Source organism: Glaciecola sp. SC05, assembly GCF_041380235.1.
Taxonomy (GTDB): domain Bacteria; phylum Pseudomonadota; class Gammaproteobacteria; order Enterobacterales; family Alteromonadaceae; genus Glaciecola.
The window spans coordinates 202,276-217,699 of the sequence record NZ_JBGIYY010000008.1 but is presented as its reverse complement, the minus strand read 5'-3'; the positions used below and the strand labels follow the sequence as shown (position 1 = coordinate 217,699).

General features: G+C 44.9%; 13 protein-coding genes. 3 read left to right on the top strand and 10 right to left on the bottom strand.

Annotated elements, in window-relative coordinates; genetic code table 11:
- Positions 1-224: 224 nt before the first annotated feature.
- The 5 genes from glmS to AB9H30_RS09600 all read right to left on the bottom strand — a co-directional run bounded on the left by glmS (position 225) and on the right by AB9H30_RS09600 (position 6,382).
- Positions 225-2,054, bottom strand: a complete 1,830-nt coding sequence (gene glmS / locus AB9H30_RS09620) for a glutamine--fructose-6-phosphate transaminase (isomerizing) (protein WP_371194452.1) — start codon at positions 2,052-2,054, stop codon at positions 225-227.
- Between the two features lie 19 nt (positions 2,055-2,073).
- On the bottom strand, positions 2,074-3,441 hold the full coding sequence (glmU, locus tag AB9H30_RS09615) for a bifunctional UDP-N-acetylglucosamine diphosphorylase/glucosamine-1-phosphate N-acetyltransferase GlmU (RefSeq protein ID WP_371194451.1): 1,368 nt from the start codon (positions 3,439-3,441) through the stop codon (positions 2,074-2,076).
- A gap of 71 nt (positions 3,442-3,512) precedes the next feature.
- The gene (locus AB9H30_RS09610) at positions 3,513-4,424 is read right to left on the bottom strand and encodes a DMT family transporter (protein WP_371194450.1); all 912 of its coding nucleotides are present in this window, start codon (positions 4,422-4,424) and stop codon (positions 3,513-3,515) included.
- Positions 4,411-4,914, bottom strand: a complete 504-nt coding sequence (locus tag AB9H30_RS09605; protein ID WP_371194449.1) for a methylated-DNA--[protein]-cysteine S-methyltransferase — start codon at positions 4,912-4,914, stop codon at positions 4,411-4,413. The genes AB9H30_RS09610 and AB9H30_RS09605 overlap by 14 nt, the downstream gene beginning before the upstream one ends.
- Positions 4,915-4,948: 34 nt before the next feature.
- A complete protein-coding gene (locus AB9H30_RS09600; RefSeq protein WP_371194448.1) occupies positions 4,949-6,382 on the bottom strand; it encodes an Ada metal-binding domain-containing protein in 1,434 nt (477 codons plus the stop codon).
- Positions 6,383-6,527: 145 nt separating this feature from the next.
- Between AB9H30_RS09600 and AB9H30_RS09595 the strand changes: the two genes are divergently transcribed.
- Together AB9H30_RS09595 and AB9H30_RS09590 are read left to right on the top strand one after the other, a co-directional pair.
- A complete protein-coding gene (locus AB9H30_RS09595; protein WP_371194447.1) occupies positions 6,528-7,676 on the top strand; it encodes a serine hydrolase domain-containing protein in 1,149 nt (382 codons plus the stop codon).
- Between the two features lie 90 nt (positions 7,677-7,766).
- Positions 7,767-8,972, top strand: a complete 1,206-nt coding sequence (locus tag AB9H30_RS09590; protein ID WP_371194446.1) for a GGDEF domain-containing protein — start codon at positions 7,767-7,769, stop codon at positions 8,970-8,972.
- Here the strand turns inward: AB9H30_RS09590 and speA are convergent.
- Complete coding sequence (gene speA, locus AB9H30_RS09585) at positions 8,969-10,909, bottom strand: biosynthetic arginine decarboxylase (protein WP_371194445.1); 1,941 nt, start codon at positions 10,907-10,909, stop codon at positions 8,969-8,971. The genes AB9H30_RS09590 and speA overlap by 4 nt on opposite strands.
- A gap of 238 nt (positions 10,910-11,147) precedes the next feature.
- Here speA and AB9H30_RS09580 point away from each other — a divergent pair, with 238 nt between their 5' ends.
- Entirely contained in the window at positions 11,148-12,086 is a 939-nt protein-coding gene (locus tag AB9H30_RS09580) for a diguanylate cyclase domain-containing protein (RefSeq protein ID WP_371194444.1), read from the top strand.
- A gap of 28 nt (positions 12,087-12,114) precedes the next feature.
- Here AB9H30_RS09580 and AB9H30_RS09575 read toward each other — a convergent pair whose 3' ends face one another.
- The 4 genes from AB9H30_RS09575 to AB9H30_RS09560 all read right to left on the bottom strand — a co-directional run bounded on the left by AB9H30_RS09575 (position 12,115) and on the right by AB9H30_RS09560 (position 15,401).
- On the bottom strand, positions 12,115-12,981 hold the full coding sequence (locus tag AB9H30_RS09575) for a hypothetical protein (RefSeq protein ID WP_371194443.1): 867 nt from the start codon (positions 12,979-12,981) through the stop codon (positions 12,115-12,117).
- A gap of 112 nt (positions 12,982-13,093) precedes the next feature.
- Positions 13,094-14,008: a MipA/OmpV family protein gene (locus AB9H30_RS09570; protein WP_371194442.1), complete on the bottom strand. Its 915-nt coding sequence runs from the start codon at positions 14,006-14,008 to the stop codon at positions 13,094-13,096.
- Positions 14,009-14,160: 152 nt separating this feature from the next.
- Entirely contained in the window at positions 14,161-14,604 is a 444-nt protein-coding gene (locus AB9H30_RS09565; RefSeq protein WP_371194441.1) for a VOC family protein, read from the bottom strand.
- 227 nt (positions 14,605-14,831) lie between these two features.
- Positions 14,832-15,401 carry a GspH/FimT family pseudopilin gene (locus AB9H30_RS09560; RefSeq protein ID WP_371194440.1) on the bottom strand — a complete coding sequence of 190 codons (570 nt, stop codon included), beginning with the start codon at positions 15,399-15,401 and terminating at the stop codon, positions 14,832-14,834.
- Positions 15,402-15,424 lie beyond the last annotated feature (23 nt).

Genomic DNA, 15,424 nt, shown 5'->3' with positions numbered 1-15,424 from the left:
AATGGGTGGTGCCTTTAGGGTGCAAATTAACATTAGTTAAGCCTAATTTGTAGGCCGTATAAAAAACGAACCGAGAGGTTCGTTTTTTAATTACAGGAAGCGAAGAGCAAATGCGAGAAGCTAGTGTGTCTGAGTTTCAAACTTTAATGTCTAGTTTCAAACATTAATATCCAGTTTCAAACATTAATATACTCGCACAAAGAGAAAACATACTTCCCCAACTATCACTCCACCGTCACACTCTTCGCCAAATTCCTAGGCTGATCAACATCTGTACCTTTGATTAAAGCAACATAATAAGACAGCAGCTGCAGCGGAATAGTGTAGACAATTGGCGCTATCGATTCCATGCAGTGCGGTACGTTGACTACGCGCATGGTTTCATCCGATTCGAAGTGGGCGTCTTTATCGGCAAACACATACATGATACCGCCACGAGCGCGCACTTCTTCAACATTTGATTTAAGCTTTTCGAGTAGCTCGTTGTTTGGCGCTACGACAATTACTGGCATGTCAGCATCAATTAAGGCTAATGGACCGTGTTTGAGCTCGCCAGAAGCGTACGCTTCGGCGTGAATGTAGGAAATTTCTTTAAGTTTCAGTGCGCCTTCCATTGCGATAGGATACTGGTCGCCTCGGCCTAAAAATAAGCTGTGGTGTTTATCTGAAAACTCTTCTGCAAGCTGGTCAATTTCGTCCGCCAAAGTCAGCGTTTCTTCTAATTTGCTAGGTAACTCTGCTAAGGCCTGTAAGATGCTTTTTTGCAGCTCTTCAGGCATCTTGTTATGCTTACCAATGGCCAGCACTAACATTAAAAATCCGGCTAGCTGCGTTGTGAATGCCTTGGTAGACGCCACACCTATTTCTGCACCAGCTCTGGTCATAAACGATAGTGATGACTCACGAACTAATGACGATCCATCTACGTTACAAATAGCTAAGCTCGACATATAACCGCTTTCTTTAGCTAATTTAAGCGCCGCTAGAGTATCGGCAGTTTCACCCGATTGAGAGATGGTAATCAACAAGCTATTAGGTTTTACTACCGATTTACGGTATCTAAACTCAGAGGCAATTTCGACATCGCACGACACTCCAGCATAAGCTTCAAGCCAATACTTGGCTGTCATTCCTGAGTGGTAACTGGTGCCGCAGGCAATGATTTTAATATGTTCGGTTTTTGCAAAAACTGCTTCAGACCCTTCGCCAAAGACATCTTCTGCAATACCGTCTGGACTAACTCGGCCAGCTAAAGTATTACGAATAACCGCTGGTTGCTCATAAATTTCTTTTAGCATGTAGTGACGATAGCCAGCTTTATCACCCGCATCATGCTCGACGTTAGATTCCACGATATCGCGTTTAGCTTCTTGTCCGTCGGCCGCAATAATTTTCACGGTAGTGCGGGTAATTTCAGCCACATCACCTTCTTCTAAAAAGATAAAGCGGCGGGTAACAGGCAACAATGCCATTTGATCAGAGGCAATAAAGTTCTCACCAATGCCTAAACCAATCACCAACGGTGAGCCCGAACGAGCCACTACCATGGTTGATGGGTCATGTTTATCAATAATGACTGTGCCGTAAGCACCATGAAACGTTGGCACTGCTTGCAATACCGCTTGTAACAGTGAATCGGTATTTTTACGGAGTTCGGCTATGGTATGGGCAATGGTTTCGGTATCTGTGTCAGAATTAAACGCGTAGCCTTTGCTAGTTAAGTCGCTGCGCAAGGTTTTGTGGTTTTCAATGATGCCGTTGTGCACCACTGCAAAGCGGTCTTCGCTGATATGTGGATGTGCATTGGCTTCAGTTACGCCGCCATGCGTGGCCCAGCGCGTGTGCGCAATGCCCGTGGCGCCAACACCATTCACATCGTTTATCGCGTCACTTAGCTCTTTGACTTTTCCAACACGACGAGTCACGTTTAGACTCTCATTATGAATGAGCGCCACGCCCGACGAATCATACCCGCGATACTCTAAGCGGCGTAAACCCTCTAATAATATCTGCACCACATTACGTTCGGCTACTGCGCCAACGATTCCACACATAGTTTACTTCCTGTCTGCGTTATTTTTTACTTGGTTTTTGCCAGTTAGATATATTGCGCTGCTTACCGCGTGCAATAGCTAGATTATCGGCCGCTACGGCTTTTGTAATAGTGCTGCCTGCACCAACGGTCGCGCCTTTTTCGATAGTCACCGGCGCAACCAAGGAGCTGTTAGAGCCAATAAACACGCCGTCTTGAATATTAGTTTTAAATTTATTCACACCATCGTAGTTACAGGTAATGGTGCCTGCACCAATGTTTACGGCTTCGCCGATTTGCGCATCACCAATGTAGCTTAAGTGGTTTACTTTGGAGCCTTTACCAATATTGGCTTTTTTGATTTCAACAAAATTGCCAACCTTCACGCCGGCACTTAAATCGCTGCCTGGGCGCAAGCGTGCATATGGGCCAATCTGGCAGTTTGCTTGGGTTTTAGCTTGTTCGATATGGGAGAAAGCTTCGATATTAGTACCGTCGCCAATTTCACAGTCTTTCAGCACGCAGTTAGGCCCAATACTCACATTGTTGCCAAGCACTACCGTACCTTCAAACACGGCATTGATGTCAACGCTTACGTCTTTACCCACCGTCAGTTGGCCGCGCACGTCGATGCGTGCAGGGTCGGCAAGACGAACACCTTGTTCCATTAATTCATCAGCAATTTTTAGTTGATAAGCGCGCTCAAGAGCAGCTAACTGCTTACGATTGTTAATCCCTTCTACTTCTTTTTGCCAATTCGGCTGAGCCGACTGAATACGTTTACCTTCAGACGCCGCCATAGCGATAACGTCGGTCAAGTAATATTCGTTTTGGGCGTTGCTGTTGGATAATTTGCCCAACCAGCGCTTGAGGTCTTGGCCTGACATGATCATCATGCCGGTATTAATTTCGGTGATTAGGCGCTGCGTATCGGTGGCGTCTTTGTGCTCCACAATCTCAACGATGTTGTCACCATTGCTTTGGTCACGAACAATACGGCCCATACCGGTAGGGTCGTCTAAATTTACGGTTAGCAAGGCTAAGTCGCAAGACTGTTTGACGGCAACTAACTGCTCGAGAGTTTGCTTAGAGATGAGCGGGGCATCGCCGACAAGAATCAGCACGTCATCGGCATCGCCTACGAATGACTCAGCCTGCATTACTGCATGGCCAGTGCCAAGCTGCTCTGCTTGCAAGCACCAATTTAGTTGATGATTCGACAAAGCCGATTTGAGTAAATCGCCTCCGTGACCGTAGACTAGGTTGATGCTGTCGCAGTCGATACTTTTAACGGTATCAATGATGTGTTCGACAATAGGTTTGTTGGCTAAAGTATGCAGGACCTTGGGTAGGTCTGACTTCATTCTAGTGCCTTTCCCTGCTGCTAAAATGATCACGGATAACGCCATGAAGCTTCCTCAAAATCAAAGAGTGCAAAGTGTAGCCAAAGCGAAGCTACTTGTCAGTATCTTTCGTGTTTTTAAGCGGAGTCAGCCGACTTTTTAACAGCCACTAAACGTTTGATTACCGACCATGCATTTGTTGCCATCATCACGCCCAATAAAATTAGACTGCCGCCAATAATTGATGCCATAGAGAGCACTTCATCTAGAATAACCACGCCCCAAAAAATCCCAAACACCGGAACTAAATACCCCACGGTCATACTGCGAGATGCTCCAATTTTAGAAATTAAGTCAAAATACAAAACGTATGCGAGGCCGGTACATACAAAAGCCAATATTAAGGCACTGCCCCACTGAGTGGCATTGGGCATCGTTGTGGGCATATGATAAATAGCCAGAGGGGCAAGCACGATAGCGGCAAATATCTGACTGCCCGCAGCGATAGCAAAGGGCTTTGCTTGTGATACATAACGTTTTAAATAAGAGGCCATTAAACCATAGCAAAAGGTAGCAACTAGCGCGGCTAGCACCGGCAATAACGAAGCAACGCCGTGGCTTTGCAAATCGGTTTGATCCATCGAAATCGCGATGACACCAGCAAAACCCAAGGCAATGCCCGCTATTCCGACCCAGCCAATCGACTCTTTGAGATATAAATAGGCGATGAGCACACCAAACATCGGCGCGGTGGCATTCAAAATCGCGGCCAGCCCTGCATCCATATGCAGTACGGCGTAATTGAATAGACAAAAAGGAACCGCCGTATTAAACACACCCACAAGCAGCAGCTTTGGCCAATGACGAATGATATCCCCTCCCTGACGCTTCAACAACACCAGTGGCAGTAAAAACAAGCTAGCACCCAATGCCCGCAGCTCAACCAAAGCGAACACGCCAAAGGCAGGAACCGCCTCTTTCATAAGCATAAAAGAAGAACCCCACACTGCGCTTAGCAGCAGCAATTGGGCAAAATCAGACGCTTTCAATAAACATTCTCTGTTGGTTAGACTCTAGGGATAATAGAAAGGATTTACGCGACATGCCGCCAGCATATCCGGTGAGCTTTCCGTTGGTGCCGATTATTCTATGACATGGCACCACAATAGCAATAGGATTTTTACCATTTGCGGCACCTACGGCTCGACATGCCTTTACGTTGCCGATCATTTTGGCGATATCTAAATATGAAGCAGTAGTGCCGTAGCTTACATCCATGAGTGCTTGCCACACAGTTTGTTGAAATTCAGTGCCGTTAGCAGCTAACGGTAAATCAAAATCCATGCGCTTTGCGTCAAAATACTCGGTGAGTTGCTGCTTACCCATCGCTGAGACATGATTTTGGTTTTCTTGAATTGGCTCATCGGCAAACTGTATGGCCGTAATCGCTTGCGCATTGGCGAATATTTGCACATATCCTACTGGCGTATTGAGTTGGCTGCGGTTTAACTGGGGAGACGTATGCGTTAATTGATTCATATTAAAAACTCTTGCAAGTGATATGGTAGAAGGCTCACGATAAATTCCACAAAGTCAGCGTAAGATAACTTCGCCATGGCGCAGCTTGCGCGTCATTAAGTGCTTGGCCGCCTTGCGCAAATGCCGCAATTTGCTGTTTGATAATTAAATCGGTATTTAGCCAAACGTCGGTATCGTCGCTTGCTCTGAGCCTAACGTAATTGACTGTCCATGGGCCAATCCCTTTTATGGCTAACCACTGCTCAAACCCGGCGTCTTCATTTTCAGCCATCATGCTGGCAAATTCGATCAGGGCCAATTTTCGGGCGGCCGGCATTTTTAAAAAAGCGAGGTCTGATTGCGCGATCAATTGCGGCGTTACAAATCTGTCAGAATCACCGCACAGCCCTTGCTGCAGACGATTCACTTGCGTAATCGCAGCTTGCACTGAAACTTGCTGACCTAAAATCGCTCGTACACCGGCTTCAAAGCGAGTACAAATACCAGGAATGCGCAATCCCGTATTTATTTGTTTAGGCGACAGCCCGGTATGTTTGAGCGCCTCGAAAATAACATAGGGGTTTGCCTGCAAATCTAAGATTTTACTGACGCTACTGATGATTTGACCGGTTAGACCAACAAACTGTGAGTCAAAGCTCACGTTAAAAGCATGTTTACTGGGCTGATGCTGCATATTCACTCTAAGGTGTTGGTTTCCAATGCTTAGCGTTTTACTTAAACTGTTATCGCTTATCATTTCATTGTTGGCAATCAGACGACGCTCAAAGAAGCCCCGAACTAAGGGCCAGTCGTAGTCGCCTTGATACGACAGCAATAGCGATATTTTGTCCTTACTTGGAGCGGCCGTTTCATTTGATTTGCGATTGGCTTTGCCACTTGCACTGCCAATCAGCTTGTCGCTATTGTGCTTTGTGGCATTTAAACCCTTGCGTATTTGTGTAGGCGTCAAGCCAGTGGTAGTTTTCATATGATGCTGAAGCTGACGGGCACTTGTAAAACTCGCGCCTTGTGCAACTTGCTCAACGCTCATGCTAGAACTCTGCAACAATCTTTTTGCGAGCAACACCTGATGGAAAATCCGAAACTGCTTGGGTGCAATTTTAAAATGCGTTTGCATGATTTTATGTAAATATCGAGGGCTCACGCCCAGACGCTTGGCGATTGATTCAACGCTGCTGCAAACATCCTCGGTAAGCAGTTTGGCCGCTCGTTTTGCGGTCGTTTCAACACCCTGCCAAGCAAACGACTGTGGCGCACTATCGGGACGACAGCGCAAGCAAGGCCTAAAGCCTTTATGCATGGCCTCTATGGCAGAGTATGCATAGTCTACATTATGCTCAAGGGGCGCTCGCACTTTACAGATCGGACGACAAAAAATACCGGTGGTATTTACCAAAACAAAAAATTTGCCGTCGAATCTCGGGTCGCGGGCCATCCGCGCTCGTTGACATTGTTCAATCGTTAACATCAGATATCATTTAGTGGTATGCTTTTGTAATGAGTCGACAGTGTACGATGATAATAAAAAAAGACACGTTGTTTTCGGAACTCATTGTTAAATTAGCCGATTAAAATTGGCATACCAATAAGAGCAAAAATTAAGCAGCCATTAAATGACCATACCTCGCATAGTTTTAATTTTGATTGCACTGAACCTGAGTCTCGGTTTTTTTGCAAAAGCTTGGGCGCAAACCCCCGACATCGATTTGCAGTGGACCCACGACTTTGCAAATAAAGTGCGGGCCGAAGCCAAAAAGCGGAATATTCCAGGCTTTACGTTTGTTGTGCTTCAGCGAGGCAAGCCTGCCACATTTTATGCCTTTGGAAAAACAGAAAGGCGCGGCACTGCGATTGACACCGATACCGTATTTCGACTCGCGTCGGTTTCCAAAACATTTACCGCTACTTTAATTGCTGCGGAAAATCCTATTGCAACAACCTTGAGTTGGCAGACACCATTAAGCGCGCTAACACCAGAGTATGACTTTAATAAATACCCAGATAAACCGCTTCTGCTAAGGCATATCATTGGCCAATCAACAGGGTTTATGCCAAACGCCTACGACAACCTCATTGAAGCCAACTATAAGCGCACGCGTGTGCTGGATGAGTTTCAAGATCTTGAACCTTTGTGCGAACCCGGCTACTGCTATACCTATCAAAATGCCTTGTTTGGAGTGATAGAAGAACACTACGCCATGCGCGACACCTCTTACGCACAGCAGTTGCAAAAACAAATATTAAGGCCTCTCAAAATGAATGCCACGATAGGCAGAGACGCACTAGAGTCATCGGCAAATTGGGCGAAACCGCATGCGGCTATTGCCCGCAACAAGTGGGCGAAGGTTAATGTCAAAGACGATTATTACCGCTTTGCGCCTGCCGCTGGTATCAACGCTAGTGCAAAAGATATGGAAATTTGGCTACGCGCAATGCTTTTAGAGTATCCCGATGTGATCACCTCCGACATGGTTACCGAAATGACGCTCCCCAGAGTGCAAACAAAAGGTGAAATGCGCAGACGAGGATGGCGACAACACTTGCGTAGCGCACATTATGGCTTAGGCTGGCGTGTTTATAATTTTGAAGGTGTGCAGTTAAATTACCATGGCGGCTGGGTACAGGGCTATCGTGCAGATGTGTCATTTTCACCTGAATTAGGCGTAGGCTATGCATTTTTGATGAATGCCGAAAGTAATTTGATCAACGAAGTTACTGCCGATTTTTGGAAACAAACCATTGACGCCTATCGCGCTAATTAATTAGTCGTCGATGCCGATAATATTGTTCATCGACAATTGTGTAAATATTTTTGCTAATATAAATATTCAGCACGTAATCCGAGCAGAAAATTGAACCTAGATCATTCATCCGATAATCATGAAAATAGCATTAGCCAACGAACCAAGGCCGATGTCATCGACTTGATGTTTTCTCAATCTAGCACCGTGCTGCTCGGGCACCTGGCAATTATCTGTCTTTATGGCCTTTGGCTTTCTCCTGCCGTAGACAGAAGCTTGTTACTGAGCTGGGTGATCATAAGTTTAGTGATCAGTGGCGCTCGATTTGGCTTATCTGTTGCCTATCAAAAATACCATCAAGAAAAGTTGTCACAAGCATTGTGGGTAAGGCTTTGGTCTGTATTGACCGTCATGATGTCACTATCATATGCATATGTGTTTATTGTGGTAACTCCGGTCGAGAGACCTGAATACCTAGTGGGCGTTACCGCTATGCTATTTCTTATTACTGGCAGTACAGCACTGAGTTACGCCGCCAGTATTTATGCTATCGCCCTTTTGATTTTGCCGGCCTCTGCCATTACCGCCATTTATATATTGGCTCTGGGCACAAGAGAAACATTAATTGCTGGCCTTGTAATTATAATGTTTGCAGCGGTCAACTTACTGCTGGTTCGCAAGGTCAATCGCGCGTTTATAAAATCTATAGAGCTTAATTATCAGAACAAGCAAGAAATTGAAAAACGCAAAGTAGTAGAACGACAACTCTATGAAATTTCCCGGCGGGATTCACTCACAGGCCTGTTTAACCGCCGCTACTTTGACGAGATGCTTGAGGTTGAGCTCGGGCGCGCCTATCGAAATCACACATCTTTATCACTGGTATTACTCGATATTGATCATTTCAAAGAATATAACGACCATTATGGTCATGTAGCGGGTGATAGCTGTTTAGTGAACATCGGGCATTTAATCGAAGCTCAAACCAATCGAAAGGGAGACTTGGTTGCCCGCTATGGTGGTGAAGAGTTTGCGGTGATTTTACCCGGAATTGATGCAAAAGGAGCGCTAGCTTTTGGGCATAGATTGCAAAATCACGTGCAAAACCAACGTATAGAGCACAAAGCCACCAAACTCACCAGTTTGAAAAGCGTGACCATTAGTCTTGGTGTAACCTCAGTGCTGCCGGTAATGAAAATAAAGCCCAGTCATATAATTGACCAAGCTGACAAAGCCCTGTATGACGCCAAAAAGGACGGCCGAAACCGCGTTAAAGCCTTTAGCCCCTTTGGCATCGATCATCAGGGATTGATTTAGTCGTCAGTATTCAGATAGGTGTACCCTGCCAAACACTGCTCATAAAAATCTGTCCACTTTACACCTTCTCTAGGCTTGATATTACCTGCCGACACTTCTTTATCTATCTGCTTTTTAATATCAATAGCCATTGAACTCGGGTGATATTGCATTACCGACAATACATGCTCCACACTTGAGCCTTTAACGAATTCTTCGATGTAAAAGTCTTGTGGATCATCATCATAACTAAAGATATGCACTTCATTTAAGCGACCGAATAAATTGTGCATGTCGCCCATTACATCTTGATAAGCGCCGGTTAAAAATAAACCAAGATAAAACGGCTCATCTGCAGAGTAATCAGGCATAGGGATTACATTGTCAATGGCTTGCTCAATTACAAATTTATCGATTTTACCGTCGCTATCGCAGGTAATATCAACCAATGAACCATTGTTAACTGGGCGAGTGTGCAGGTTCGTGATAGGCACCACCGGCAAAATTTGATCGATGGCCCAACTGTCAACCGCCGATTGAAAAATCGAGAAGTTGCAGAGGTATTGCGATGACAACGAAAAGTCCAGAGACTGCACTTCTTCCGGCACAAACGAAGCATTTCGGTAGAAATGCTGAACTTTACGCATAATCTGCCAATACAGGGTTTCAATCTTTCCAAGCTCTTCGAGGCCAATGACTCTCAGCTTAAAGGCCGCCGATGCCTGCTCTTTATATTGAGTGGCGTCGTTGTAGACTTCTTGAAAATTAAGCTCACCGTTTAAATTCTCAGATAAATCACGAATATTCTTTAGCAGTATATGGTCTTTCTCACTCGCAGTAGTATCAACTTGCGCGCCGTCTGGCTTGATTTCGCCCACGACTTCAGTAATCACGCAGCTGTGATGGGCGGTAATCGCCCGACCGCTTTCAGTGACAATATGCGGGTGAGGAACGCCCTCTAGGTCGCAGACTTCGCGCAAACCATATACCACATCAGCCACATATTCTTTTACGCTGTAATTGCGCGAAGAATCAGCCGTAGATTGGCTACCATCGTAATCAATACCTAAACCGCCGCCTACATCCACATACTCCAGCGCAAAGCCCATCTTAACGAGCTCAGCATAAATACGCGCACTTTCGTTTACCGCATCTTTAATAGCACGAATTTCAGGTAACTGTGAGCCGATGTGAAAATGCAGCAGCTTGAGTGTGTCAGCCATCCCTTCTTTTTCTAGAAGGCGGGAAGATTTGATAATTTCTGACACGCTGAGACCAAATTTGGCGCGCTCGCCACTTGAGCCCTGCCAGCGTCCTTGACCCTTAGACTGCATTTTGGCGCGAAGACCAATAATAGGCGATATGCCTAATTTTTTAGATACTTTAATTAGCATAATTAGTTCGCTGAATTTCTCTATTACCACAACCACTTTTCGGCCCAGTTTGCGGCCCAGTAATGCTAATTTGAGAAATTCTTCGTCTTTGTAGCCATTTAAAATAGTGAGGGCATCTTCATTCGTGTTATACGCTAATACCGCCAGCAGTTCAGGTTTTGAACCAGCTTCTAAGCCATAATGATAAGGTTTGCCTGCATCGACGATTTCTTCGACAACTTCGCGCATCTGGTTTACTTTGATTGGGTAAACACCGCGATAATTGCCTTGATAGCTTGCCTCTTTGATCACTTCGGCAAAGGTTTCATTTAAGGTAACTACTTGCGAGCGCAATACATCATGAAAGCGCACTACAACCGGAAATTGAATGTTTTCTTCACGAATTTCGTCAATAACGGCTTTCATGTCGATGCGGACGTCATTCAAGCGAGGCTCGGGTATTACGTGCACATTGCCGTTTTCACCGATTTCAAAGTAACCGCCGCCCCAACTCGATACACCATATACTCTTTCAGCGTCTGCAATTGTCCATTGTTCTTCTGGCTTGTCATGCTCTTGATTCATTGCCGCACCTACTATTGTATGAGGCTTTAATTTAGGTGCGTATTATAGCGATACAATATGAAGTTACCACTCGAACTGATATTAAAAGTAAACTTTTAAGTGAAATAAATATTTTGATGTATTGTTTCGATTCCAAGCATTGCCTGCGAACTGTGTAAATATTATGTAAAATTTTGATGGATTTGATTAACATCTGTATGCTTTAGCAAGCTATGAGCGCTAAACTAAGGGAAATCGAATGCGGGATGCAAAAGCTGGACGAGAAAAACATCGCTTGATGGTAGTTGATAGCGCGGAGCAGTCTGCAGATAGCTATGCAGCCCTGCTTGGCGAATACTATGAACTTATTTTAATGCCATCCTTAGATAGCGCATGGGAAGCCGTTAATAGATCACCGCTCCCAGATGCCATTTTAATCGACGCAGATAAACAAACCGAGGATGCATTAGCGTTTTGCCATCGCATCAAAGAAAACCGATACTTTCAGGACGTGCCGGTTATATTGCTCAGCCTCAATTCAAATCCCAATCTTCACTCACAAGCATTCTCAAGCGGCGCTGCCGACTGTATTGTAAAACATGCACATATTTCAGAATTGCTTGCTCGACTTAAACGCCATATCACCCAATACCATAAAACGATGCGCTTAGAATCCTTGATCTATATCGATCCCCTGACACATTTGCCCAATGCAGCGAAGTTCAAAGACGTGCTGAAACAAGAATGGGCTCGCTGTGCACGCTATTGGCATCATCTATCGCTACTACTCATTCGCGTAGACAATTTACCGAGTTTAAAGGGAGGCATTAATAGGGACGAATATTATGCCATCTCCGCCAGAATTGCCGACAATCTGTGCAAAGTAGGCGCTCGACCTGGTGATTTGCTGGCCTCAGTTAACGAAAATACCTTTGGGCTGCTGTTATCTGACTGCGGTCCACAGGGTGCTAATATGAAGTCAGCGCAGATCATGCAACAGTTAAAAACACCAAATGCGATGTCGACACATCAAACTTCAGTTGAAAACATGCGATGCACGATCGCTTATACCATTGCGGCTCCGGCTGGCGGCTCTTCGGCTCAAGAATTGATGAGCACAACTGAAAACTTGCTACTTGCCTCGCAGCAAGCGGGAGTGTTCAAAAACGATAAAATGTTAGGTGTAGAGGGTTTGTAGGGGTAATTACTGATGCATGTTTGAGTGGTTATTTGACCTTCATATCACTTACAGATATTAAATCAACTTGCGCCATAAACAATGGGGTTTGCTGATTAACAAAACCAAAACAGTCAAAGCGCTGAATGCCGCCGGGTAAATACTGCGGCTGTTTGACCAATATATTTAAGGCATCATTGCTACGCATTTCTTTTAATTGAACCTTATCTATGCTGAGATGCTGGGATGTATATATTAATGGGTTTTGCACCAAATCATAATTGGCTGCCTGCGCTCTCTCCAGCATGGCTGATGACAATAAAGACAGTGGGTACATTTGTGGAAAGGTGACTTTATTTGCAAACTCGTCGATAAAAACCGTCTGATCGGCAAAGGCGCTTAACAAAAAGTTTTTAGCGTTACCAACAATCATCCATTTGCGTTTTAAAAAATATTGATTGTCCAACACAAAACTTCTATCCGGCAAATCTTTGAGCTGCGACACTAAGATTTCAGGTAAATCCAAATTTAGCGTTGGGTATTCACCGTCACGCTTAAACCCTATCATTGCGGGTTTTCCATTCGCTTTTAAACACACACGAGTAGAAAACTGCTTGCCATTTTCGTTTTTAGATAGACGACCCTTCTTAAACTCGACATCTATTTTGTCTCCAACCATCACGCAATTTGCAAATTTTAGTTCAAAACTGCTGAACCTGAGCATATCTACGGTAACATGCGGGCTGTTTTTGGGAATATGGGTTTCAATTAAACAACCTAGTTGGAAACCAAGTGCAATGGGGCCTGTAAACGGGTTTTGCTTTATCCAGCCCCAACGAAATTGATCGTGGAATAAATTAAAGTCATCCGTTGAATTTCGTGCCATATCTATCTGCACTTGCGAAAGGGTATACATCTGGCCTCCAATTAACGTTTCTGATGTATAGGTTATCGCTCAAAAACGTATTTTTGTTAGCTCAAATTTAAAGATATTGTGCAAGTGCATTACTTGCTTGTGCGCCTAGCCTCTACCAGCTAGCAATCGCCTCTGATTCATACATTCGCCACACAAAGCCAACGCCAATGCTGTAAGTGATATCTTTTTCAAACAAAGGACTGTCTTCATTGGCTGCACCCGCATGAAATCTTGCGCTGCCGCCTAAAAAGCCCCTCATATTCTCAAATATTGGAAACGACAAACCCGCAGATAGCTGCGAGCCTAAGTAGCCGCCCGTTGCGTCAAAAGCGTTACGATTAGCGGTAACAAACTCATCATCGACCTCGTAAAAATAATCTTGTAAATCCTCTGTTGCAAACACTGCACTGAACGATAAGTTAAGCGCCGTATCAGGAAACAAGGTACCGCGCTGCTGATAAGACAATTCAGGTTCAAAAACGTAGCCTCGGTGATCAATACGTTTTATATCTGTAGAAAATACAGCTCTGGCCTGTAAACGCAGATTGAGACGACCTTCTCCGCCACTATCAAACTCAAAATCTTTCATTCGATACAGTAACTGCGGGCCAATTTCGAGCAATAAATCTAATTCAGGCATGCCTTCACGAGCGGTATTATCGTCACTGTCAGCAGAAAATGCGCCGCCCACAGAAATGTCGAGCTCAAAGGTGCTGTCTTCTACTACCACCGCGCGAGCTCCGCCGCCACCGCCGATTCGAAACACGTCTCCCCGGTAAATGACATACGGCGCTGCCAATGCAACGAAGTTACGTTCGCTTGATGCGGGATAATTTGGCACTTCAACAAACCCGCCACCCGCACCAAATTCCCACAGCGGCTGTGCTTCATCTCCGGCTTCAAAACCAGTCAGGTTACGGTCTGGAGAATCGGTTTGTTGAGCAAGTGAAATAGAGCTGAACGCTAAGACAATTGTACAAAAAACTGCTTTGCTGAAGGATGAGGCAGTATGTTGGGTGATTGGCATGTAGCCTCTTTTAATAATATTGACTAAGTTGTTTACTGACATGAGCTAAAAAAGGCACATTTTCTATTTGCCTTTTACATGAACAGCATCTCATCTACAGCAGAGATACGGTAATACTGAATTTGCCTAGCCTTTGGAATATCAACACATCATTACCAACTGCCTTTATTTTCCATCGACAACCAAGGCTCCTGCGCAGCGAGAGACTCTCCCGCTTGCAACAACTCGATGGAAATACCATCGGGCGACTTAACAAAGGCCATGTGCCCGTCACGAGGAGGGCGTAAAATGTCTACACCGCCGTCCATAAGTGCTTGGCACAAGGTATAAATATTTTCTACGCGATAAGCCAAATGCCCAAAATTTCGACCGCCATCATAGTCTTCGGTATTGTCCCAATTGTAAGTCAGTTCAAGCAAAGGCGCTTTGCGCTGTTCGGCTAACTCGATATCTTCAGGTGCACTCAAAAATACGAGGGTAAACCGCCCTTTTTCACTGTCGTAACGATTGAGCTCTACTAAGCCTAACAGTTCACAAAAAAAGTGTAGGGTTTTGTCCAAATCTTTAACTCTGATCATGCTGTGAAGATATTGCATCCTGTCTCCTTTTATTAAGTTCATTGCGCTGAGATATTTGCACTGACTTGCAGCTACTCAGTGCAGAGTAAAACAATAGCGTTTTTAGCCGACTAAACATAGACCCAAAAGATAGAAATCGGATCCTTTGCGTTCGGGTTCTGTAAAAGACAAAAAAAACGGCATCCAAAAGATGCCGCCAAATTACGCAGGGAGGTAATAAATTGAATGGCTCAAAATGAGCTTAATTAGACGCATACCAAGGCTTGCTTATTTCCTCGCTCATGAATTTCGTCTTGGTTCGTATCTTGACTAGGGCGCACACGGCCTTGCAGGCTGATAAATAAGGCTCGGTTCAATGTTTGCTGGGCACGCTGCGGACAAATCAAAATCGTGGTGGGCGTGCCAATGGTGCCATCTTCGTAAAAACGCACAATCTTATTTGGCCCACGCATAAATACACCACTAGGCATCTTTGGCGTGGCGTGGATAAGGGCTTCATTTTGATCGCGCATACCATTGTGGTTGTGATCGGCAAACAGCATTTTGGGCAAATTCCAATCGTTCACATTGCAGGTACGTAAATCGTCCGACGGACAAAGTGCCGCGATTATGTGCTGGTCGACAGCGTGATGACGGGTATATTGCAGTACGCTGCTCATATAATTAACCTGCGCAGTAATGCGATGCTTGTCAATTATACTCACCGCGCTTGGTGCGGCGAACCCAAACACTATACTCAGTAATGCCAATCCAATGAGTATTTCTACAAGCGTCAAACCCAATTGGGGGCGAGCAAATCCCTGCTTTGCTGTCATCTGATATTCCCTAATCAAATATA